Annotated in this window: 15 protein-coding genes; all 15 read right to left on the bottom strand. The window is 62.5% G+C overall.

All coding sequences use genetic code 11. From position 1 onward, the window contains the following. Positions 1–295: 295 nt before the first annotated feature. From AC07WT_RS36535 to AC07WT_RS36465, 15 genes are read right to left on the bottom strand one after another with little or no spacing between them, the layout of a single operon-like run. The gene (locus AC07WT_RS36535) at positions 296–790 is read right to left on the bottom strand and encodes a hypothetical protein (protein ID WP_494950717.1); all 495 of its coding nucleotides are present in this window, start codon (positions 788–790) and stop codon (positions 296–298) included. Then, entirely contained in the window at positions 787–1,779 is a 993-nt protein-coding gene (locus AC07WT_RS36530) for an ATP-grasp domain-containing protein (protein WP_494950716.1), read from the bottom strand. Before AC07WT_RS36530 ends, AC07WT_RS36535 begins: the two co-directional genes overlap by 4 nt. A gap of 20 nt (positions 1,780–1,799) precedes the next feature. After that, on the bottom strand, positions 1,800–3,011 hold the full coding sequence (locus AC07WT_RS36525; protein WP_494950715.1) for a cytochrome P450: 1,212 nt from the start codon (positions 3,009–3,011) through the stop codon (positions 1,800–1,802). Then, complete coding sequence (locus AC07WT_RS36520) at positions 3,008–3,550, bottom strand: hypothetical protein (protein WP_494950714.1); 543 nt, start codon at positions 3,548–3,550, stop codon at positions 3,008–3,010. Before AC07WT_RS36520 ends, AC07WT_RS36525 begins: the two co-directional genes overlap by 4 nt. After that, on the bottom strand, positions 3,547–4,221 hold the full coding sequence (locus AC07WT_RS36515; RefSeq protein ID WP_494950713.1) for a glycosyltransferase family 25 protein: 675 nt from the start codon (positions 4,219–4,221) through the stop codon (positions 3,547–3,549). Before AC07WT_RS36515 ends, AC07WT_RS36520 begins: the two co-directional genes overlap by 4 nt. Further along, the gene (locus AC07WT_RS36510) at positions 4,221–6,068 is read right to left on the bottom strand and encodes a carbamoyltransferase family protein (protein ID WP_494950712.1); all 1,848 of its coding nucleotides are present in this window, start codon (positions 6,066–6,068) and stop codon (positions 4,221–4,223) included. The genes AC07WT_RS36515 and AC07WT_RS36510 overlap by 1 nt, the downstream gene beginning before the upstream one ends. Next, complete coding sequence (locus tag AC07WT_RS36505) at positions 6,055–9,255, bottom strand: outer membrane protein assembly factor BamB family protein (RefSeq protein ID WP_494950711.1); 3,201 nt, start codon at positions 9,253–9,255, stop codon at positions 6,055–6,057. Before AC07WT_RS36505 ends, AC07WT_RS36510 begins: the two co-directional genes overlap by 14 nt. 24 nt (positions 9,256–9,279) lie before the next feature. Beyond that, on the bottom strand, positions 9,280–12,090 hold the full coding sequence (locus AC07WT_RS36500) for a phospholipase D-like domain-containing protein (RefSeq protein WP_494950710.1): 2,811 nt from the start codon (positions 12,088–12,090) through the stop codon (positions 9,280–9,282). Between the two features lie 2 nt (positions 12,091–12,092). Continuing rightward, positions 12,093–14,147: a non-ribosomal peptide synthetase gene (locus AC07WT_RS36495; protein ID WP_494950709.1), complete on the bottom strand. Its 2,055-nt coding sequence runs from the start codon at positions 14,145–14,147 to the stop codon at positions 12,093–12,095. Then, a complete protein-coding gene (locus AC07WT_RS36490; protein ID WP_494950708.1) occupies positions 14,144–14,947 on the bottom strand; it encodes a cupin-like domain-containing protein in 804 nt (267 codons plus the stop codon). The genes AC07WT_RS36495 and AC07WT_RS36490 overlap by 4 nt, the downstream gene beginning before the upstream one ends. Next, the gene (locus tag AC07WT_RS36485; protein WP_494950707.1) at positions 14,944–15,279 is read right to left on the bottom strand and encodes a hypothetical protein; all 336 of its coding nucleotides are present in this window, start codon (positions 15,277–15,279) and stop codon (positions 14,944–14,946) included. The genes AC07WT_RS36490 and AC07WT_RS36485 overlap by 4 nt, the downstream gene beginning before the upstream one ends. Before the next feature lie 42 nt (positions 15,280–15,321). Then, the gene (locus tag AC07WT_RS36480) at positions 15,322–18,471 is read right to left on the bottom strand and encodes an SAM-dependent methyltransferase (RefSeq protein ID WP_494950706.1); all 3,150 of its coding nucleotides are present in this window, start codon (positions 18,469–18,471) and stop codon (positions 15,322–15,324) included. Next, complete coding sequence (locus tag AC07WT_RS36475; protein WP_494950705.1) at positions 18,468–19,445, bottom strand: class 1 isoprenoid biosynthesis enzyme; 978 nt, start codon at positions 19,443–19,445, stop codon at positions 18,468–18,470. Before AC07WT_RS36475 ends, AC07WT_RS36480 begins: the two co-directional genes overlap by 4 nt. Beyond that, entirely contained in the window at positions 19,426–21,117 is a 1,692-nt protein-coding gene (locus AC07WT_RS36470; RefSeq protein WP_494950704.1) for a glycosyltransferase family protein, read from the bottom strand. The genes AC07WT_RS36475 and AC07WT_RS36470 overlap by 20 nt, the downstream gene beginning before the upstream one ends. Continuing rightward, the gene (locus tag AC07WT_RS36465; RefSeq protein WP_494950703.1) at positions 21,114–21,833 is read right to left on the bottom strand and encodes a hypothetical protein; all 720 of its coding nucleotides are present in this window, start codon (positions 21,831–21,833) and stop codon (positions 21,114–21,116) included. Before AC07WT_RS36465 ends, AC07WT_RS36470 begins: the two co-directional genes overlap by 4 nt. Between the last annotated feature and the right edge of the window lie 1,363 nt (positions 21,834–23,196).

Genomic DNA, 23,196 nt, shown 5'->3' with positions numbered 1-23,196 from the left:
ACAGAGCCCGACTGAATGCCTACGGAAACTGCGCACCTTTATTATGAAAACGATGAGCTTTATGACTGCGAGGCTTATGAAGAAATTCGCGCTCAGCTTGATCCAACCCCAAAAAGGCGCAATGCCGCTTGAATGCACCGATCAACGCACCGCTCCCTGCCCATCGAAAAGTCCGCCGAAATCCCGCTGACATAATGGCACTGTTCGCCGGAAGCCGTTCACCGTCCAGGCCGATCCGGATCGCTCGGGAGAGCGAAAGTTGTCAACTGAAAACGGGACGGAATCGGGTCTGGCCTCACAATGGACATCCATCGCGGATACCCCTCCTGGCCAAACCATCTTTTCCGCTTTCAGCCGCATTGGCGTAGTCGATCGGTGCCTGCGGGTTAGGTCGATTGCGCCAAAGGGCCCACTCGGGCGGACATCGTGCCTGAACATTCGTCAAAGTCCAGGTCTCGCCAGCCTTTACGAGTGCAAGTGTAGTGTCGCAGATGATTCCATCGCGGAGCTCGCGCGGTCCCCGACGGCCGATGATCGCAAACCGGCCTGACAAGGTAATGCGATTCGTCGTGTACTCAAGGCTCAATAACGCTTCCATGATCAGTTCGCTCAATACGAACTGGCGCGTTTCCAGGTAGCGTCGAAACGCAGCGGCCGTGGTCACGTTGCCTTTGATGCTGAATTGCGAGTTTCCGAGCGCCGTATGGAGCGCGTCCCACCGTCCCTCGAGGAAATCGTCGCGCAGTTGCTTCAGTGCCGCGACCGCGGCGTCGGGAAGCCGATCGATCATCGCATGAATGCCGCGGACGGGGGCCGTGCGAGCGCGGCCACGGCTCGAGGCGAGGGCGCGGCGGACGCTGCGCCCGTTTCAACGCGTTGGCGGATCAGTCGCGCCACGGCCGTGCCAAATTGCAGGTCGGTATCCCGGATTCCCAGCCATGCGACATGCGCGTCCCCCGCTGTCGCGCGTACCCGATTGCCTTCCCAGAATACATATCGACCGTCGGGCAGGCGGCTGTAATCGAGCGAGATCACGTCGAGTCCCACTGCTCGCGCGGCGGCGAGAACGCGTTCCGGATGCGGCTCGCCTTCCATGCGGAACATTTCATCCATGGAGCAGGTCTGCGCCCATAAGGCGGCATCCTTGTAGTTGACGAACGCCGACATCGATCGCATGAAGTGCGCGGGAATCACGTCGTCGCCGACGACATAGCTCCGGAATTTATGGTAGTAATGCCCCGATCGCTCGGTTTCGATGAACTCAATGGCCAGATTCAGCGGCAGCATGCCCTTCGCGTTGGGGTAGGTGTGCAGTGCCTGTACTCGCTGATGTTCGATGGTGCGGCGCGCTTCGTCCTCGTTTCTGACAAGGTGCATGCCGGATCCGCGGTGCATGCCGTCGCGCCGCAGCACCAGCGGGTATTGCAGCTCCGTAATATCTTCAAAGGTCGCGAAGTGCTGATACCGCGCACAGGGAATGCCGCCTTCGGCCCAACGACCGAGATAGAACGAATGCAGGCTATGCGCGTTCTCCACCGTGCTGATCACCGGCAAGCCTCGCGCATGCGCTTCGCGCTCGCGTTTGGCGCCATAGTAGACAAAGTTGCGGTTGTAGAAGCGGTAGACGGAGATGTATAGCGCGTCGTACCGTTCGAGGTTGGGTAGTGGATTCCACGGGTTATACAGATGCCACTCAATGTTGGCCTCATCGAGCCCCCACACGAGGCAACGGTGTTCCATGGGCAACATGAAGCCGGTAAGGGTTTCGAAGCCCGTCATGATTAACACCCGAAGTCCTTTCATCTTCCTGTCCCGTTCTTCAATTCGAGCCCAGCGGTCGACACCGGAAGATGGCGCAGACCATGAAAACTGATCGTCGGATACCACTCTGGCGTGCCCGCCAGCGTCAGGTCGGGAAGGCGCTCCACGATCGCTCTGAGTGCGTGCATGGCCTGCATTCTGGCAAACCAGCCGCCAAGACACGCGTGGCGCCCCTGTCCGAATGCCAGATGACGGTTGTTGCTCCGCGTGATGTCGAAGCGTTCCGGGTCGTTGAATACTGCGGGATCCCGGTTCGCCGCACCCAGTACGAGCATCAACTGGTCGCCAGCGGCGATGGGCTTGCCGCCCAGTTCGTGGTCGCGTGTCGCGACGCGCCATGCAATCTGCTGGGGTGATTCGAAGCGGAGCATCTCTTCAATCGCCTTTGGCCATAGTTCAGGCTGTTCGATGAGCATCCGTCGTTGCTCCGGATGTTGCAGCAAAAGCCAGAGTCCGTTTCCGATCAGGTTAACCGTGGTCTCGTGGCCGGCGGGAAAGAGCAGAACGAGATTGGCCAGCGCGTCTTCGAGGCTGATCGCATGGTTTTCGACCGCGCGGGCCAGCGTGCCTGCGAGCCCAGCGTCGGTGGGGTTCTTCATCTTCTGTCGCAGATAGTCTTTGAATGCGTCGATGCTCTCGGTGGCATCGCCAAGAATCGATGCCGCGGGCAGGGGTTCGATCAATGCGGCAACGTGGTTCGACCAAGCCTTCACGCTTTCACGCTCGCAAGTCGCTACATCAAATACGCGACAGATGGTGTGCACGGGAACGGGTAACGCGAAATCGCCAATCGCGTCAAACGTCCTGCTAGTCGTCAGAGACATAAGCTGAGTCTTCAGAATCTCGTCGACCAACTGAATGAGGCGACCTTCCTCAGCCGGGCTGAATGCCTGGACGATGGCGCGCCGCAGTGGCTTATGGTCCGGCTCATCGCGGTTCAGCAGCGAACGCGTGAGTAGCCATGCGACACCCCGGCGGGACCGGTAGCGTTGAACGAAGCCACTCCAGCGCGAGAGTTCGGAACTATAGGTGGCGTCCCGCAAGACTTCGCTGGCTTCCTCGTAGCGGGTTACCACCCAGGTCCCCATAAAGCTCTTGTGCACGGGGTCGTGTTCGCGCAGTTCGCGATAGTGTGCGTAGGGCTGTGCGGTGAAACCCTTGGCGAAGGGGTTGAAGTGCAGCGTGGTCATGGGGCGCCTTCGAACCAGTCGAGTAGTAAAGCATCGGATACCGGCCGCTCGCCGCTCGCGAGCAACAGGATCTCCGCGGTCAAACCAAATGGTGGCATGACGATTAGGCCCCTCGGTTTATAACTCGCGAGATACAGCGCGCTTTCCGCAACGTCGCCAATACGCGTCAGCACCTGGCACAAATCCTCGAACGTCCTGACTTTCCAGCGGCGTCCATAAGCGCGCGTGCGCTCCCGCGCGTGAGAATCGAGGGCCAGTGCGACGCGTACCAGGTCCACCAGCGCGAGCGAAGCCGCGCGCGGTTGCCCGCGCGCGACGATGCTGATGCCGCGCCAGACATCCGGTTCGAGGCGGCAGCGAAACGCCCTGGCCTGTGGCAAGGGAAAGTCGGTGCGTAGCGATTTCACCGTGGCCACCGTGGCCTGATCCGGCACGCCGATCAGCTGCGCGGCCAGCTGGCGGACCTGTGCGCGTGTCGCGGCACTGCCCGCGTAGTGAATGTCGCCGGTGGCGTCGATGGCACTGTCGTGCGTTGTCATCGGATCGTCGAATTGAATGGGTAAATGGCCACTGGCTTTGGCGACAGCGCATACGCGCGTAGTACCCCGCGGTGGCTCAGGCGCGCCAGCAAGCCGTCGCTCGGATAGCGCAGCGGCCGTACATGTTCGAGCAGCGTGCGCGCGCCACGCTGGGACACCAGGTAACAGGCGGAACCGCCGCACGACCATGTGCTGAAGATGGCAAATCCCCCGGTGCGCACGACGGGTTTGTCCTTGTCGATGTCGAACGCCGCCCCCATCAGGTTCTGGTGCTGATCGTTCAGGTAATGCAGATACACCAGGTCCGCATCTCCCGGCGTCCAGCGCAGCAGCGTCCACAAGTCGAAAGCATCTGGCAGCACGACGTCGTCTTCGCAGATCAACGCGTAACCGCTGCGCGACGACCGGAATGTTCGCCATACCTCGGCGTGCGATAACGCGCAGCCGACTTCGCCGGGTGACATCGGCCCGGTCAGTCCTTCGTTTTCCATGTGCAGCAGGCCGTCGCTGCGCATCGACGCAAGATCCAGGCTCGTCCCCTCGACCGCGTTGACGAATTCCGCCGGCCAGCCGACGCGCCGAAACTGCCGTTCCATGTGGCGCCGCCGCGCCGAACTCTGTCGCAAGCTGATGCAGTAGACGCTGCAGGGGAGCCACCGGGGCTTGCTCATTATGCGCCCTCCGCATGAGCGATCAGGCGTTGCAGCTCGTCGAATTCGACGGACCCTGTGGCGCTGCCATCGGATGTGTCCTCCTGGCGGTTCGCTTTGCTCACCAACTGCCGTCCGAGCAGCAGGCCGTCCATGCCGCATGAACGATAGCAGTCGATTGCATCCGCAACGGTTTCCACGATCGGTTTTCCTGCCAGGTTAAACGACGTATTCAGCACGACGGGAACCCCCGTTCGCTTGCCGAAGGCCTCGACAATGTCGTACAGCCATGGATTGGCGGGCCTGCGCAGCGTCTGGATGCGCGCGGTGCCGTCCACGTGCGTGATCGCGGCAAGCTGATCGCGGCGATCTTCGCGGACGCGAAACACGCGCAACATGAACGGACTTTCGTCGTCGCCTTCATCGCCCAGCTCGAACCACTCAGCGGCTTGCTCGTATAGCACGACCGGCGCGAACGGCCGGAACAGCTCGCGATGCTTGATGCGTGCGTTCACGATGTGGGTCATGCTGGTCGAGCGCGGATCAGCCAGAATGCTGCGATTGCCGAGTGCCCGTGGGCCGTATTCACTGCCGTTCTGGAACATCCCGAGAATCCGGCCCTGAGAGAGAAGCTCCGCCACCTCATCGGCAGTCGTACTGGAGGCCGACAGGTTGTGCGCGGCGAGCGCGAGCGTCGCGTCCGTATCGGGTGGCGGCCCAAGGTAGTCGGTTGCCGGCGCGGCGCGAGGCAGTTCACCCAACACGTTGGCGCCGTACAACGCGCAGGCGAGCGCGTGGCCGTTGTCACCGGGATTGGGTGCGATATAGATGTTGCGGAAGCCTGCTTCCTGCGCGATGCGTTGATTGGCGCAACTGTTCAGCGCTACACCACCGGACAGGCAGATCGCGTCCTCTTCCGGCAAGCGGCGGCGCAGTGCACACGCGGCGTTTACCATAATCTCCTCGATCAGCCGCTGTGCCGCATAGGCGATGTCCGCGTGCTCGGGGCGCGGGGCACCGCTCTTGCGGCGCGGCGCATAGCGCGCGAGTTCGGCGAGATAGGCCTCGGCCTGCATGAACGCAAACTCGCCGTCGGCGCGCAATTCGAGAGCGGGCCGCAGCAGCCGATAGAGCGTATCGCGCCCATAGGAGGCGAGGCCCATCGTCTTGCCTTCATCTCCCGCGAAGAAGCCGAGGTATCGCGAAAATTCCGCGTACAGCAGGCCGGGACTGCTCTGCGGGTGCAGGTGTTCCTGCAGCACCTCGATGGCGAGTCCATCGGCCCGGCTTAGCGTCATCGCGATCTTCGATTCGTCGTTGCGCCCGAGGCTCTCACCGCTTTCGTCGGCCGTGAGTACCGCGGCATGCGAAAACGGGCTAGGCAGATAGGCCTGCCATTGATGTATCTGGTGATGATCGAGGTCGCGCACGAGTGCGGCATTGGGGAACAGGCACTCGAGCAGCGAGCCGACGCGGCCCCAGTTGAATGCGAAATGACAGTCGGCCGTCACGATCAGGTCGATATCGTCCGGCGTGAGTGGCAAGCCGCGCAGCAGATGGTGGATGAAGGGCAGCAGCGTGTCCTCGGCGACGTAGGCCGGGGGGAAGCCCTTGAACGAGTAGTCGAGCGCCGAATGGATCGCTGCATCGACTTCGGAGTGCGCGGCACGAATGTCGGCCAGCTCGCGCCGGGTAAACAGGATCGAGTGTTTGCTGCCCGTAAAGCGTTCGAGCGTGAGCGCTCTGGTGCCGTGCCGGGAAGAGACCAGTGCCGCGGCAGCGCCGTGGCCCGTCGAGCACAGTCCGAGGACGTTGGTGACGGCGCGGCGAGGGGGGCGGACATCGATTGCTTGTTCAGGACCAGTCATCGGGACCCTCGTAGATGCGGGGATGTTTACGGGCGACCATGGCCGCGGAGACCGTTCTGCTCGTGAGTGTCTGAAAGTACGCCTGCAGACCGGAGTTGGCGCTTAACAGATCGGAAAACACCGTGTTGATCCATGCGATCGCATCGGCCTGGCACGTATCGATCAGGCTTCCGAAACCGGCGGGTAGCGGTGTGGTCGCGAGCGCATTGATGATGGCTTGCAGATCGGCGGCGAGAACCTGCTTGCGGGAGGCATCGAGCCCCGTTTGGCCCTGCAGGACGGTGAGGAGAGCTTGGGTCTGTGCTTTGATCTGATTCGCAGGAATAGCGGTCTGAAGCGCCGCTTCTTCCACGCCTTTGATGCGGCTCCAGATCTGATAAACCATCGTAATGGGAGAGGCAAAAATGCCTTGCAAATAGATCGAGTCGAGCAGACGCCCGGACATCCGCGTGAGGTTGTACAGGCGCTTGGCAACCTTGCCCAGGTTGTACTTCGCCTTGTGTGGCGTACCGAACTTTATGACCTCGAGTTCCAGCTGCTCGATGTACTGCGCGCGCAGATCGGCTCCGAGCGCGACGAACAAGGCGGCCACGAGGGTCTCGTTGCCTACGTCAAGATAGATTTCCTGCAGAAACGCATCCTGCGAACCGTCCAGCGTCGCGATGTCGCCGGCAGGGTTCTGCCACGTCGGGTCGAGCACGTTGCTGGTGTTCAGGACGATCTGCTGTGACGGATTCGAAAATATCCAGTCGAACTTGATCCAGCCAGGGTTGGTCTGCGCGTCCGTCCACGCAATCGTGGCAGGCTGGCCGGTCCCTACCTGTGTGCCGCTGATCGAACCGGCGGCGATTTGCGCCGGTGTCCACGCAATCGGACTGCCTTTTTTGTCGACACCGGTCTGGCCACTCGCGCGGAAATCGAACGGATAGGCGCCGAACTTCACTTCGATCAGTTGCGCGGTGATGCCCGGCACGCTGGGGACAGTGCGCGCGCGGCCAAGTACGGTGTCGCCGAGAATGCTTTGTGCGGCAGCGAGCGTAGCTGCGGTAATATGCACGCGCTGGGTGAAATCCAGGTCGCCGGGAAAGAGCTGGATCGCGTCCTGGGCGGTGGAGCCGGACATGGCGAGCGCACTTTGTACCGACGCGGGCACCGGCGAGCCGCTACCGCCCACGCCGACCACCGCGACCACGCTGCGCGCGAGTGGCAACGCGGTGCCGTCAAAATCGATCATCGCGACGTTCGGCCCGAATACCTGCGCGGCGCCGTTGCGCACGAACCAGCTTGCCAGGCAGTTGATTGCAGCGCTCTGCATCCAGCTGCGTGCCGACATGGCGTCGAAGCGCAGGTTCTTTCGCGAAAGCAACGCGCCCATCTGGGCTAAGCCCCAGCCGGAAACCGAAGTGGGTGCGCCGCCGAGGGCAAGCGTCGCGCTCGGCGCATAGACTTCACCGAGTGCCGTGCCGCCGCTCTCCGGCAACGCGTAGGACCCCGCCGGGCCCGGCATGAGTGCCGCGATCGCGGGCAGAGGCGACGGCGGTGCGCTGATCAGTGCCGGCGTGCCCTGGTAGTTTGCCTGCGGGTAAAGGGCTGCGTCGGCTTCGTTGACGAACGCGCTCACGCCGAGCGGGGCACTCGTGGAGACTGGGGTGCCGGTCCGGGACCACAGACGCACGCCGGTCTGCAAGTCGAACGCGGATAGCGTTCCGGCGCCGTCCTGCACGATGAGCGCACTGCCCCAGAGCACCGGCGCCGTGGCCGCCGCCTGCGCGAGCGTGACGCTCCAGCAGAGCGACCATGTGGCTGGCTGATCGATGAAGAGCCACGCGTAGGCCGCCAGTTGCCCAGACGCGGTGGGGACAAACAACCGGTTTCCGACCAGCAGCACCTTGGCGAAGTCGATTCCTGTGATGCCCGGTGTCCATGTCGCCACGGCACTGCGGCTGTCGACGTCGACGACGGTAAAGGTGTCGGCCTGGCCGTTTATCAACGCCTGACCACTGCCGGGACTCAATAGTGTCTGGATGGTGGCCGGGCAGGTAAGTGTCCATGTGCTGCCGTTGCTGCCGAAACCATACAGAGTTTGCGCCGAAGCGGCGAGTAACGTGCCGGCGGCAAGGGTCGCGCCATGCGCGGAAAAGTCGGTGGTGGTACAGGCTGACCAACTCAGCGCGGGCTGCGCGCCGAGCGTCAACGCATAGACGCCGATGCTCGAGACCGCGTAAAGCGTTCCACCGTCGCGCGACAGCTGGCAACTGGTCACTCGCGATGTGGACGTTCCGGACATGAACGTGAGCGCCGAGCGAACGACGGGGCTGCCCGGCGTGGTGATGTCCACGGAAACCAGCTGGCCGCTGCCTGTGCAGAACCAGATCGTATTGCCGGTCGCGACCGGTGTCGCATCGATGGAGCCGGACACTTGCGGCAGCGCTGCCGCCCACAAGTCGCCGCCCTGATACAGGTCGAACGCATGCAAATACGTGTTGCCGGTCGCATTGCCTTCGCCGAACACGGCAAGCCGCCCATACCCAAGCGGGGGCGCGGTTAGCGCGGAGAGTAGATACGGTAGTGTGCCGATCACGCTGCCGTTCAGCGTCTGGTAGAAACTGAGCAGCAGATTGGCCGACGCGATGGCGATACCTCCTGGCGGGCACGGCGCTGGCGGCGAGTCGAGCTGCGCGCGCAGCGCGAACATGAAGTTCACCGCGCAGGTCGCGGCCGACGTTGGCGCGGTGGCTGCCAGCGTCTGCGCGGCTGCGCGGCTGTTGACGCCGGCAAAGTCGACCAGGCCGCAAAACGTGATGGCGAGTTCGTGCAGAAGCGAAGCCGCCAGGTCGATCTGTCCGGACTTCGGGTCCAGATAGATCCGTTGCCAGATGTCGCTCCAGAGCGTGACGGTTGCAGTCGCGGACGTGAACGCCGTGATCTGCAGATAGACGCCGTCGAGCATCATCATTGGCAGCGAGTTGTTCAGGTCGAAGGTGATGGTGACCGTAGAGAGTTTGCTGAGCGCGGTTGAAAATACCGCGCTCACCGTGGCCGCGGTGGTGCCGTTGCCGAACAGCGTGCTCAATGCCGGTGACGTCGGCAGGCTCGCGCCCAAGGTCAGTGCATCGGCTAGCGCGGCAAGCGCGTCGTTGAGCACGGTTTGTTGCTGCGGGGTTCCCCCGATGAATGAGGTTGGCACGTGCGTTCCTTCAAACAGGCAGGCTCATAACAGCTGGGACGGATCAACGAACGCCGAAAGCAGTGCCCAGGTGAAGCTGGTCGGCTGTCTGGGCAGCGATTCGTACTTGAGCGGGAGCACGCCGAGGCTGATCGTGGTCGTTGCGGCGAAGCGGTTCATGTCGTCTGACCATGCGGCGGGCGTCGACATGTTCCAGTGCTGGAACAGCTTCACCCGGATCGCGCTCGCGGTCGGCGCGTCGTCGACGAAAACGCTGAGTTCGCCGTCTGCGCGCAGGCTGCGCCGGGAAAAATTGGCGCTGCCGATCAAGGCGACCTGGTCGTCAAACAGCGCGAGCTTCGAGTGAATGTAGACGCCACGGAAATTCGCCGGATATCCCTGCAACGCCTTGTCTCTATCAGAAGGGACAGTGGAGAAGTAGCGTGCAGGCGAACACATGCAGACTCGCGGTTGCGCCGCCGTGCAATGGATGTTTGTAACCTCGGCGAGGGGCACCGTACGGGGTGAGTTGCCTTTCGTGAACGTCAGGGTCGTGTACTCGATTCCGCGCGCATCGAAATTGAGCACTGTGCTGTCCGTGCTGCTGACGATGTCGCCACCCTCGAGCGCATAGAAGTCCCAGTCCGTCGAAGACAGCTTGAGCGCCGCACAGGCGAGCCGCGTGAGCTTCAACTGTCCCAATTCCATCGTGAAGTCATTGGTGAACTCGCTCACGGTCGGGTGTGGCACCATGACGATGATTCTGAATCCGGACGCGGGTCCCGACTTCAGTTTGGCGGCCAGCGCGGCGACCAGTTCCGACGACGTGAAGGTGAAATTTTCGAAGTAGATGTATGTCGTTGCCTGCCTGATCTGGACGATCATCTGATCCAGGATCTGATGAACGTCGGTGAGCAGCGCGCCAATATTCAGGCTGCCCGCTGTGTTCACGGAGAACCGCTCATTGCTGGTGATGGATACCTGGGTCGTCACCGTACGCGACGCCGGCAATGGAGAGACATAGGGCGGCGGCGAACTGGACGGCCCAAGGATCGAACCGCGAGCGATCATCCAGTTGGCGAACTTGACGTAGCTGGTGCCGGACGGCGCAGGCAGCGGGTTCTTTTTCGACCAGCGCCGGTCGAACTCCGCTTCGATCAGATCGACCGCCGGGCCGGTCAGTACAATCCCCGTGTCGTGCCAGCTCGCGCCGTCATAGTTGCCCTGCTCGTCGAGCAGCGTATGGTTCTGGGTATCGTAGTAGGACGGGGTGATCGTATTGAAACCCGAGACCAGCGCGACGCGCGTGCCGTTGACCGAGGCGATCACGATCTTCTGGTGATTCGAACCGAGTTCGACCGGTAGTTCGAACCAGCTGGATACATTGGTCTGATAGTCTTCCAGGTAAGCGGAGACGTTGGGCGTACTCGCCAAGGCAAGTGCCGTTTGCGAATTGAGCCGGTGATCGCCCCGGTACGCGCCACGGGCGTCGAACAGCTGCTGAAACTTGACTGCGCCGAGCGTGGTGGCGATCTGGGTGTTAGTCCAGTTGCCATTCTCGGTCAGCGCGTAGGCGAACGCGGTGTTCCACATCATGACGTAGGCGTTCTTGCCGGCGTTGCCGATCGCCTTGATCAAGCCTTCGAAAGAAAGATCGGCGGGCATGCTCGATGGCGCGTCGAACGATCCGTTGAGTACGGCAATCAGCAGGTCGCGAAGTGCCGGAAAGTATTCTTCGCCGTCGAGCAAAAAGGTGACACTGGCGCTACTCACGCCCTGTGCCAGCTCGATGCCGCTGAGTACCGCCGACATGGCGCCTGCGCTCAAAACCTGAGCGCCGTCGATAACGGGTTGTCTGTTTTTCAGGTCGTAGACGGAAAGCTTACCGTTTGCGCCGATGCCGGCCACGAGGCCGCCCAGTATCAGCGGTGGCGCGATGAATCCCGTGCCGCGGAGCGACCAGACGGAACTCAGGTCAAGTGTGCCGTTCGTGCCGACTGTCAGCGACTGGAGCGCGAGCGTGCCGTTCGGCGCGAATGACAGCAGATCGCCGCCAGCCACGCGTGTCCATGCGACCGCGCCGGGGGCGCCGGCCAGAGCGAATCGGCCCAGCGACTGCTGCCTGTCGACTTCGAGCAGGAAGCAGTCGCCATTGCTGCATCCCGCCAGCAAATAGCTGCTGCTCATCGGCAGAAGCACCGATATGGTCGCGGTGGCCTCGATATCGGACGGCGGCTGTATTCCGCTGGCCGTCAGCGACACCGCGTACAGGGTCGCGCCCGATGCGACGAATGCCGTGTTACCGACTATCGTCGGAACGACGCCGCTCAGGTCAATGCCGCCAAGCGTCGCCCAGAGCGGTGTTGCGCCCGAGCCGGAGACCGCTGCGCCATACAGACCGTCCGCGGTGACAAGCAACAACGTGCGATTGTCGCCCGTGGCGAGCAGCGCCGACACCTTGCCGGGCGCGCGGGTCGAACCGCACACGTAGACCGGCTCCGTGAGCGTCGGCGTCGAGCTTTGCGGGTCGAGAACGCCAATCAGATTTCCGGCACTCGTCGCGAACCACACTACGCCGTTCATGCAAACCGGCGTGGCATCCACGCTGCCGGAGACGCTCAGGCCGCTGCCCCAGCGGTCGGCGATCGGCGTGGTCGAAGGATCGAACGCATGCAGCAGCGTGCTCGCGTGGTTGGTACTCTCGCCGGCATAGAAAAGCGAGTTCCACGCGAGACCCGGCGCGGACAGGATGCCGCGACTGAGCGTGACGCTGCCCGACACGGCACCCGATCCGGCATTGACGAATACCAGGTTGCCCCGGTTGTCGCCGATGGCAACGATATTGGCTGTCGCCATGCTCACATCGATACCCCGGTTGGGACGTCCGCCGCTTTCATGTCGGGCGCCTCGTAGAGACTGGCAATCAGATGGTCAGCGAGCATCGCGCAATTCGGATAGTCCCAGAACAAGGTGCCCTCCAGATCTTGCCGGCATTGATCGCCGATATGCATGGCGAGGTTGACCGCCGCCAGCGAGTCGAGTCCGTACACGCCAAAATGCGTATTCGGGTCGATTTCGGATGACTGGGTGTTCAGCTCGGTTGCGAGTAACGTCGCGAGCCAGTCGCGGACCCGTTCGACGGCGACGGCGGGAAGCTCGCCATGCAGGGAGGGCATAGGCGGTAGCGGTACGCGCGCGGCGCGAGCCACACAGGACCCGGTGGCGTTAGAGCGCCAGGACGCCATGGTGCTCAGGCGCCCGGTGCGAAACGCGGCGGCCACGATGTTGCGGCGGATCTTCCCGCTCGGCGTGCGAGCGAGACTGCGCTCGCGTACCAGCAAGATTTCGTCGACGGCGATGCCATGCGTTTCGGCGATGGCGGCGCGAACGCGCACGAGTAGAGCGGGCATGTCGGCGTGGCGCTTCGGCACTTCCAGCACGACCACAATACCGGTCTGGTCGTCACCGAACGCGGCGGCTCCCATCTGTGCGAGGCCGGGCTCGAGGCCACGGCAGGTCGCTTCCATGTCCTCTGCCTGGTGATTGCGGCCGCGTACCACGAGAACCGCTTTGCTGCGACCGACGACATACAACTCGCTTTTGTGAATGAAGCCGAGATCGCCGGTCCGCACAAAGCGCGCCGGATTGTCCGGCAAACGTGCGCCGAACGCCGGATTGTCGTCGTCGATCGGGGTCGCGACGCTCGGTCCGCTGATCCAGATTTCACCGACGTCATGCGACGACGCTTCGCTACCGTCCGCCTTGACGATCCGCACGGGCTGCAACGGCGCGCCGTGACCCACGAGCAGCCGGTGCGTTGCATCGTTTGGCTTGTGCACGATGTGCACTTCTCCTGCTGCCAGCGCGTCCCGCTCCACCCCGAGTATCGCGGGCCTGTGCCTGTGGCTGCTCGCCGAAACGATCAGCGTCGCTTCGGCGAGACCGTAGCAACTGGTCAACGCGTCGGCCCGGAATCCGAAGCGCTGAAAGCGGCGCGCAAACTGGCGGAGTGTGGACGGGTTCACTGTCTCGGCGCCGTTGAAGGCCACCTGCCAGCGACTCAGGTCGAGCCCGGCCCGCTCGAGTTCGTCGTCAGACGCGGCGAGGCACGACTCGTAGGCGAAGTTGGGGCCGCCTGACGTCGTCGCGCCGGTCAGCGTAATGGCCCGCAACCAGTTCACCGGCGAGCGAAGAAAGGTGCGCGGCGCCATCAGTGTCGTGCGAAAACCTGCGTAGAGCGGCTGGACCAGGCCGCCGATCAGGCCCATGTCGTGATAAGGCGGTAGCCAGATCAGTCCGCGCTGCTTCGACATGTGCACGAACGCCCGGCAGATCAGATCGCTGTTCTGCATCAGGTTGCGATGCGATATGCGCACGCCGTGCGGAATGCCTACGGTGCCGGAGCTGTACTGGTGGATCGCGATCGCATCCGGCTTTTCCGTCATGTCAAGCGCGGCGGCGTTGCTCGCGAGGCAGTCTTCGACGGCCAGCCAGCGTGGCGTTTCCCCGTCCGATGCCCCCGGCAGCGTAGCGATCGTCGCGCGTGCCGCGATTGCCCAGCGCACGCCGCTGTTCGCCACGATGTGCCGCAGGCGGGCGACGGTATTCTTTTCGCCCGGCGGCTGGGTCGGCACTGCGATCGCCCCGGCACGCAGGATCCCGTAGAACGCGCGAACGAAATCCAGCCCGGGCGGGCAGGCGAGTATGACCGGCGCGCCGCGCTGGACGCCGTTGCGCGCGAGCGCCGTCGCCACGCGTGCGGCGGCATCGGCCAGGGTCGCGTAGCTGTCGGTGTCGACGATCTCCAGCCGATGGTTCATGAACGCGAAAGCCGGCAATGCTGGCTGATATTCGGCGCGCCAGTCGAGCAGGCCGCTCAGAGTCGCGCGCGGGGCGAATTGCATTTCGCTCATGGGCACGGCACTCCCGGCGTTCTTTCGAAGAACGGCGTTTCGCGGGGATCGAGCCAGTAGTTATACGTGAAAGCCGGTTCCACGCATTCGACAAAATGCGCCCAGCCAAGCGGCAACAGCAACAGATCGCCTGGAAACAGATCGAACACCACGCAATGGGCCGGATGGTCTGGACTGCGAGGATCGAGCGGGCTGCGCATGAACGCGCTTCCCATGACCGACTCGGCCCGAATGGCGTCCAGTGCCGATGGCGGATGCAGCCAGAAGCGCTTGCGTCCGATCACGCAGAGTACGAAGTTATCCTGAGGGTCGGTATGCAGATTGGAGCAGGCACCCGCGGCGCCCATCCAGATGCAGGGCAGATGCACCTCATGCGGGCGCAGGAACGCGGGGCGGATCAAACCCAGTGCGTTGCGCAATTCCAGCGGCACGCGAAGATTGCGAAATCGAACATAGAGGTCCTGCCGTACCGTCTCGCCAAGGACTGCCGCCGACAGGTACTCGCCGACGCTGATGGGCGCGTCGTGCGCGCCGGAGTCGAGGGTTTGATAGACCTGCGAAGGCTTCCAGCGCGGGTCCAGCATCAGCGAGCCGGCTCTTGCCCGAAGCGCGTCGAAGGTGAGGCCGGCAAGCGGCGTGCCGTCGAGATAGCCGCGCACAACCACCGGCTGCGTGGCGCCGATGAAGCGAGCGACGATCTCTTCGTCCGGCGCGTCACGCCGCTCGAGTTCCACCACCTCGTCAAATGGGCCTTTCCAGCTGCGCAGCAGCTTCTGGATCTTGGAGTTCGATGCGCTCACAAGTTGCCGTCCTCTTCGCTGTCGTCGATTCCGCTGACGAAGTCGATGCCCGGTTCGTTGCGCTCCATGTCTTCCTCGAGGAACATCTCGAGCGTCACATCGACGTCAACGTCGACATCGACTTCGGTTTCGATCTCAGCATCGACGTCGGCATCGACGTCGACGTCAACGTTGGGGTCATCGGGAATCTCGACGTCGTCGCCGATTTCGAGCTCCCCCGGATTGCTCATGTCGGCGTCGTCGGAGGCGTTCTCGAACTCTTCGTTCTGTTCGTCGAAATCGTCTTCCAGGTCGTCGCAGGTGCTGCCTTCGATCAGCCTAGTATTTGCCACCTCATCCCCCGCTCCGTAGTTTGCGATGACCCATGCCAGATGTCAGTCGCATTTGAGTTTCTGCATCTCGACCGACTCATCCTGAGCGACGCGCACATATCCGTTGGCGGAGGAACGACACCAACGAATCAAGCCGATAATGCCCCCAGCGCCCAGAATGCCTAGCACTGCGGCGACGACTCCGAACACCCATCCGGGTGTTCCTCCGCCACCGCCGTTGTTTTGCGCGAGCGTACCGGACCAGTTGATGGCGGTTGGGGCGGGGGCGGATTGATAGAACACACCCTTGAAGCCGCCGGTCTGTCCACGTGCGTCGACGAAGAACGAGATCGCGCCGTTATTGAAGCGGCTGTCACCCGTGACATTCTGGCCGGACCAGTACAGCGTGTTGCCTGTTATCTGATATTGCGCGTTGGTGATCGTGGTTGACTGACCGTTGGCGGTGATTGTCAGCGTGAAACTGCTCTCATCGGTGGCCGCGATAGTGAGGGTCGGGCCATTGGGTATCAAACTGCCGTTGGTGGCGCTGACGGTCGATGTCTGGTAAGTGCCGACCCAGCGCAGCACGTCATTGCTGACCAGGCTCGAGCTCCAGTTGCTCTTCGTACTGCCCGAGGTCTGCGTGCCGGTGAACGCCGTTGCGAATGTCGGAGGCGAGGTACTGTCGGCTGGTACGTATTTGAAGGTTGCATCCAGCTTCAACCCGCCCGCGGTGGTGCCGCTCAATTGTCCGGTGAAGAACGTATAGTTCACCTGCTGCGAGCCGTAGGCGACCCGCAGGTTGCTCGGCGTGCCGCCGATCGATAGCGTGTCGGCCGGTTTCCCGTCGAGCGTGGTCGGATAGTTGCCGGTGAAATTGATCAACGCGTTTGCCGATGCGACGCCCTGGAAGTTAGGGGTGGTCGGCTGAGTGGCGCCGTTGGCCCAAATCGTGCCGACGAAATACGCGGCGTTGGTGAACGGATTGACTGCGAAGAACACTTGCCCGTTCTGCATCGCAGATGGGCCGTTGGTCCACGTTATCTGCCGATTTGCATAAGTGACGGAAAATGAACTTGAGCCCAGCGACAGGGTCCATGCGTTGTTCGTCTGCGTGAAGCCGAGCGGGTAGAAAGGCTGCCATACATTGGTGCCTTTGGTGGCTACCAGATGCTGGGTCGCATACTGGCCCTCGAAGCTGGTCGAGGCGCCGGCCACGCTTGCACCGGTAACGGTCTTGTCGCCGATCGTGCCGCTTAGCGTCATCTTCCCGCTGGTGTTCGCATCCAGAGCGAACACCAGCGAGCCGCCCGACCAGCTGAACTTCGAACCGCCGAAGCTGCCACCGGTGACTGGCGAGCCGTCTACATACAGCGCGGGAGACGGATTGCTGCTGCCCGGCAGATAGACAGCGACCGGCGGGCCAGCCTCATTGGTCTGTGTGACGACCGTTGTGTATTCGCCGGTCCAGACCGACAAAGGATTGCTCGGTAGCGGCTGCAAGGTGGCCGTAAAGTTGTTCGCGGACGGTTCGCCTTGCGCGGTTGTCCAGATCTTTCCGCTCACCGTTTGTGCGGTCGACGCACCGGGGACCGAGAACGTCAGGAGTCCACTGCACGGGTTGCCTTTACCTTCGGTAAAACTGAGCTGGCCGGCGGAAAACGTCACATTGTAGAGTGCCGAAGCATTCAGGTAGACCGCGCCATTGCTGACGATATTCGCGTTGCCGTTGCTGCCCGGCGCGCCGGCCATCACCATCAGGACGTCTGGCTGGCTACCACTCGTCGCGTAGATGCCGTTCCACATCAGAAGTAGCCATGCCTGTACGCTGGCCACCGCATCCGGAACGTCGGCAAGGTGCATCCCCTGATAATTCGCGCTGAGCCAGTCATCGACCGGTTGCCAGTTCTTGGGGCTGGACTTCACCGCCGTGGCAAGCATCTGCATCCACTGCTTTGCGAGCGCCGGCTGGGTCTCGACATTGACGACGAATTGCTCGTTCGGCGTAATGCTCACCGCTGCGCCGCGGGCGGCAAGCTGGGTACGCGCGGTGCGCCGGCTGGCAAGCAGCTTGCGCTCTTCGCCGCTTAGATCAGTAAACCCGCGCATTCCTTGTGTCGGGTCGGCCTGGAACTCGCGGCGCAAGGCGGGCTGCTCCGACAGGGCGAGCAGGAAGCGCGCGGCGGCGGTGTCCGTCTGAAAGTGATAGTCGGGCGGCGGCTGGAAATCCTTGAGGGCCGCGATCGCACGGATTTCACGCGGTCCGTAGCGATCGAGCGGGCGGGTCAGTCGCGGCCGGCCGACACGTTGGCCGGGTTTGATCAGTCCAACCTCGCGCGCGAAATCCACGTCAACCGTACACGCTTTGGCGGGCGCAATGTAAAAGGTCGAAATCCCGCTGATCCGCGCGTGCACGACCGGGTCGAGCAACTCATCGAGCGTGTAGGTGTCGATGGTCGGAGGAAGCGTCGGATAGCGCGACGCGATGTAGTGGACGACCGGATGATCGGGCTTGTAGTAGCCGCGCAGATAGTCGACCAGGTGCGCAAACTGGCGGTTGTGAAAGCCACGCCGGCGAAAGCCCAATTCCGCGATCAAGCCGACCTGCCAGAGCACGACATGCGCGCCGATGTCGATCGCACGCCGACGCAGCAACATGTCGGTCGCCTCGAAGGTTTGCAGGCCGGGATAGGCCGGATCGATGCCGAGATCGGCACACAGCCAGTCCAGCGCCGAGACGCCGGGACGCATTTGCGCGCGGTGCCCCTCGCGCCGCGCAATCTTCACGGCGCGATGCGTCGACAAGACAAAGATACCCGGGTGACCATAGAAAACCGCAACGACGCGCTTGCCCTGACGAACGTGGCACAGCATCGCTTCGGTCATCTGCATGTAGGTGTGGTAACGCGGCTTGCGGTCATCGTAGAGTGCGTACAAGTCGATCGCATCGGGCCGACGCGTGCGTAACCACACCTGGGTGACCGGGTCCGCGACACAGAACAGGACGTACTCGGCGTCGTCGATGTACTGCTCGGCGTCGCGCGTGAATCCCATGACGCCGATGCCGGATCCGATGATTGTGAGCTCACCCGGCAGCGCCGCCTTTTCCATCGCCGCGGTGTCACTCAGCCCCGGCAAGGAGGCATGGATCTGGCCGGCCAGCTCGACCCACGCAGCTTCGGCGCTACTGCGGGTAGGGTATCCAACGGTCATGCTTCGGCTCCTGCTACAGTGGGTTGAGTGGGATTGAGCCGATGCGCGGCGCGATGCGTGTCGCTCAGCGATGCGGCCAACGCATCGCCGACCTCCTCGGGCAGCACATCGATCAGTGCCGTGATGGCGTCGACCTCACGGGCGCAGATCTCGCGGATGGCATCCGAGGTCTGAACCCAGTCGCAGAGGTTCGGCTGTCCGGCGTCCTTGTCGTCCTGGTAGTCGCCAATGTCGTTCAGGTACTGGGCCAGTCGCGACAGATGCGCGGTGGCTTGCAGCACGGTCGTGCGCACCGGAGACGGGCACGGGTCGAGCAGATTGCGGTAGAGGATCTCGTCGTACCAGACGGCCTTCTTCTGGATGACCTGTCGGTACTCCGCCAGCGTGGCGCGGGTGGTGTCCAGACCTTCGAGCAGGATGCCCGGTGCGATGCGCTCGCAGATCCGCAGCGTGGTGAGTGCGGCTGCGTCGCCACCGTGTCGGCGCAGCCGCTCGATGCCGAACAGCGTGATCCAGGTGCCGGCGAGCATCGTGTAAGCGCGCCGTGTCGCGTCGTCGAGTTGAGGATGGGTGAGGGACAGCGCGCCGATTAGCGTCGTGCGCTTGCCCTTGTAGCTCCCGTGATTGTCGAGGGCGTCGTCCATGACGCGTGGGCCCGCATACACGAGCATCGCCGCCGCGATGCGTCGCACGTCTACCTCGGCGACGAGACCGAGCGGCGGGGCGAGCTGGCTCGAGCACCAGCTCGACCAGCCTAGCCATCCAACGTATCCGCTCAGCTGCTCGATGAAGGTGGTCGCATCGGAGCGGGTCGGATCAGCCGCGAATGCGTGACGCATGCGCGCGACTTCATTCTGGAACTGTGCCTCGATGCGCAGGCGCAAGTCTCGCAGCACCTCGCCGTAGCGCGCAGCATGGGCGGCCGCGCGGCTATGAAGCTCCGCTGGAAGCAGGTCATCCGGCAATGCGATCATCGCTTTTCCAGAGTGAAGGTTCGGTCAGGCGGAGCAGCCTGACAAAGTTCGAGCGCGATACCACGTCGAGTTCGTCCGGCGCCCGGTCGTGAAAGCGGTCGCGCCAGCGCGGCCATGAGAACTGGTCGTCGAGCCGCTCCAGCGCCTGCTGTACGCCGCCTGGCAACGCATGCCAGATACGATCGAGCAGTTCGTACGCCTTCGCCGCGCGGACACCGCCGGCGTAGGCGAGCAGCGAGGTCGCGTGCACCATGCCGTTAAATGGCAAGCCGCACTGCTTCCCTGTATCGAGCAGCCGGATGACCGCTCGGGCGGCCTGCAGCACACAGTGCCGGCCGGTCTGCAGGTTGAACCAGAATGTCCACGGCGACGGTGCCCAGAAGCGCGGGTTGTGCTCAAGGCAAAGGGCAATCGATGGGGTGCCAGTTTCGGCCGCCAGGTGCGCGGTGTAGGTATCGATGCCAAAAAGCAGATCGGCACGCGTGAGTTCATGCACGACGTGAGCGATCGCATTCTGGGTCGTCAATGCGTTGTCCCCGGTATGCGCAAGTTCGGCATGGCCGCGGCCCCGCAACTGATGCGATGCGAGCCGCGCGATGTCCGCCGCGTGCGCGTTGCATTCCGGTGTCAGCCCAGGCAGCACCACGCAGAGCACGCGTCGACCGCGGGGCAGTGCGCGCGCCAGCGTGGCAATGTAGTCCGCCCAGTCGTAAGCGGTGAGCGGCGAGCGTTTCGATGTGAACGGGCTGAGCAGTATTCTGAAGACGGGCCCGCGCGTCGTCGCCGGGCCCGGACGCATCGCCGTGAAGGGCTCCGCTGGTGCGCGGCGCGGCAAGATGTGTTCGCCGATACGCCCTAATGCCCGGCTCAGACAGGGGTACTCGGCGTTCAACCCGCACCAGTGCAGCTCGGCGCGCTCGCCGTGGCGCCGGAGCACGACTTCGCCGGAGCCCACCGAGATATCCAGCACGTCGTGCCAGTCTTCATACGGCAACATGACACGAAGCGCATCGCGGCGCAGGAAATTGCAGAAGACGACCAGCACCTCGCCGGCCGACGTGGTGGCGCGCAGCGTGGTCAGGCGGTCGAAAGCCGCCATAGGCTGCAGTCCGAGATCGTCCACCTGCCAGCCGCTCTCCAGCGTACGCCAGATTGAAGGGCAGTACGAAAAAATATGGACATCGTGCGCACGCATGGCAAAGTGCCGTTCGATACGCTTGAGTAGCCCTCGCAGCTTGATCTCATCGCCGATGCCGAGCCCGGGCCCGATCATCACGACCACCGAGACCGGCTGCGCGTCATGAAGTGGATCGGCAGGTACTGCTGCTCTGGACGATTCTGTGCGCATCAGTCGCGCGTACAGCGAAAAGTCTTCGCGGATGTAGTGGCCGCATGCCTGTATCGCCTGTTCGCCTGGCCTCGACGCGACGCTCCGCAACAGGCTCGCAAGGCGCACCGCCTCGTCGTCGTACGGGTTCGCGAGAGCATGGCTAGCCTGCACCAGTCGGCCAGCGAGCGTAGCCAGGTTACTCAGGCACGCGTCGACGAATGGCGTGTTGGCGTGGCTGAGCGGACGTCCGGCGAGCGTCTCGACGGTGACGCGCGCGATATGTGCCGCGTAAACCGCATCGCAATGTGGAGCGTTCGACTTGGGCTGCGTTGCGCTCGTCATGATCCGAGGATTGCACGCAGGGTTTCGCGATCGAGAACAACGGGCATGTAGACGACGTGCCGCGACCGCTCCGTGGACTCGAGGGGCGGTGCTTGCGGTACCGCAAACGGCGCCTGCGCGGCGAAATACTGGACCTTCTGATCCGCTGCGGCCTCGACCGGAACGGGTGTGCCCTGCGCGCCTGGGCGAGGCGGTGCGACCGGCGCTACAGTGTTCTGCATGAGAGGATCGGGTAGTTCCCTGGGCGCCGGGGCATGGGCAACGGGCGCCTCCAGATTTGCATGAACATGACGATCCACTACGACCTGAACGGCCGTCCATGTCGCGCGCCGAATGTGGAACACCGCATGTACGACGACTTCCGCGTGCCGTTCGTCCCAATCATCCAGCGTTGTCCAGAACAGATTGAGCACAACAGATATTCTCTGCTTTCCGTCACCGAGGCGCTTTCTGTCGATCTCGTGCTGCACAATCTCGAAGTCGCAGACCTCGTTGAACGCGTTCGCCAGGGTCTGCGAGGTGTCGTCGATCGACGTGGGTTGACCGAAGAAATAGATTTCCTCCAGATTGACCATCTGGCGGAATCCTTCCCAGTCTCGCAGTTCTATGGCTCGAGCCCATCCGCGCACGATTTGAGTTAGCCAATCACCGTCCTGACATGCCGTTGCTTCGGCGTTTGAGGACCCTGCTTTCAACTGTGAGCGAATATCGTTCATTGAAACTCTTCAGTGAGCAATGAAAGCTTACCGCCATGGCTTAGCGTGTGCATGGCGCATAGGAGTGCAGACATTTTCGGCCGGACCGCTCCCGATAACCCGGCAAAAGCGATTTGCCGTGGTCGTCTTGCTTCCCTCTCGTCGGAATGTCAGTTGAACCGAAGTCGGCCCGCATACGCTGGAAATTGCTCACTGCGGCCCCGTCCTTCGTAAATCGGCATCCGGAATGGAGCGCCGTGTCTAGCTGTGACTGCATCTGCGAAGAAGACGACTTTCTGGACTACTAGTGCCGCTGTACTTGAACCGATTGAGTTGACTATTGAGGAATGAACTATTGCAGATCGATCTGCAATAGTTCACATTTCTCAAATCAAAAGAGGGAAGGGCAGGCGCTGTGAACCAAGAGACTGGTAGCAAGACGGTCCGCCTTGGAGAACTACACCCCGTTTTAGGTCGATCAATCTTCAGTAATTTTCGGACAACTATAGTTACCCGGAGAGACATCGTCAACGATCAAACAGCATAAACACACATCATGAGTCCGGGATCGTGGTTGCGACTGCTTCAGCCAGCAAGGTAATCGAAACTGTCCCGCCTTGAGGTACACCCTCTCCGGCAAGGGCGCCGGCGCGGCGCGGGTCCGAAGTGCAGCGTAGGTTTATGTGTTTCGTTAAACTCGCTAAATCTTGTCACCTAATCTTCTCCGCAAGGTTATCTACTGCCCATAAACTCTTTGAACTTGGAGTTGAGGTGAGGAGCGGTGGCTTGGCTTTCTATGCTCATTGCATCAATGAATCTGCGACCGATGAGGCGTGGCTGCGCGCGCAACCTAGTCATGAAGCGTGTCGATGATAGCCGCCGTGATTCCCGTGAGCCCGTGTGAAGTCCCTTCGATCATCCCGACTGCTCGAAGGATTGCCGGCTGCGCAATCGAAATCAGCGCGCAGCGCCGGGCCGGTCTGCTATCCCGCCCTATGTAGTTGTGGCAATACCGTCATAGGTTCAGGCACGAGTCGTGTGAGTGTCAATCGCGACGTGCCGACGGCGAATGGATGGTGGTTGGGTGCCAACGACGCTGGCTTTTCCGATCCGTTCGTGGGCGTTCTGCACATCGATGGGATGAACAAAAAACCGCTGGCGATTTTGATGAATGTCGCCGTACAAGCTTCGATCATGGACGGCTCCCGAACCGCCGCCGGTGGGGCTCTGTCGTCTGTTCAACCGATAGCGCCGGTCGCTCGCAGTAGTTCGTCACGCCGGGATTGGCCTCGAGCATGATCCACAGGTGCCGGATTAGAAGCGGCTCTCGGTCTGAACGACTGCGATGACGCCGTGACGATCTGCTGCGGCAATGAACACTATC

This window comes from Paraburkholderia sp. GW821-FHT02A12, assembly GCF_059422005.1.
Note: the sequence above shows the minus strand (reverse complement) of the source record. Positions and strands in the feature narration are given on the sequence as shown.

What these genes read in the sequence shown, in the direction of transcription:
- AC07WT_RS36500 (WP_494950710.1), bottom strand. Translation starts at nt 12,090, where the DNA reads ATGGCGACAGCCAATATCGTTGCCATCGGCGACAACCGGGGCAACCTG.
- AC07WT_RS36480 (WP_494950706.1), bottom strand. Translation starts at nt 18,471, where the DNA reads ATGACCGTTGGATACCCTACCCGCAGTAGCGCCGAAGCTGCGTGGGTC.
- AC07WT_RS36530 (WP_494950716.1), bottom strand. Translation starts at nt 1,779, where the DNA reads ATGACGGGCTTCGAAACCCTTACCGGCTTCATGTTGCCCATGGAACAC.
- AC07WT_RS36520 (WP_494950714.1), bottom strand. Translation starts at nt 3,550, where the DNA reads ATGACAACGCACGACAGTGCCATCGACGCCACCGGCGACATTCACTAC.
- AC07WT_RS36465 (WP_494950703.1), bottom strand. Translation starts at nt 21,833, where the DNA reads ATGAACGATATTCGCTCACAGTTGAAAGCAGGGTCCTCAAACGCCGAA.
- AC07WT_RS36515 (WP_494950713.1), bottom strand. Translation starts at nt 4,221, where the DNA reads ATGAGCAAGCCCCGGTGGCTCCCCTGCAGCGTCTACTGCATCAGCTTG.
- AC07WT_RS36535 (WP_494950717.1), bottom strand. Translation starts at nt 790, where the DNA reads ATGATCGATCGGCTTCCCGACGCCGCGGTCGCGGCACTGAAGCAACTG.
- AC07WT_RS36495 (WP_494950709.1), bottom strand. Translation starts at nt 14,147, where the DNA reads ATGAGCGAAATGCAATTCGCCCCGCGCGCGACTCTGAGCGGCCTGCTC.
- AC07WT_RS36475 (WP_494950705.1), bottom strand. Translation starts at nt 19,445, where the DNA reads ATGATCGCATTGCCGGATGACCTGCTTCCAGCGGAGCTTCATAGCCGC.
- AC07WT_RS36470 (WP_494950704.1), bottom strand. Translation starts at nt 21,117, where the DNA reads ATGACGAGCGCAACGCAGCCCAAGTCGAACGCTCCACATTGCGATGCG.
- AC07WT_RS36510 (WP_494950712.1), bottom strand. Translation starts at nt 6,068, where the DNA reads ATGACTGGTCCTGAACAAGCAATCGATGTCCGCCCCCCTCGCCGCGCC.
- AC07WT_RS36525 (WP_494950715.1), bottom strand. Translation starts at nt 3,011, where the DNA reads ATGACCACGCTGCACTTCAACCCCTTCGCCAAGGGTTTCACCGCACAG.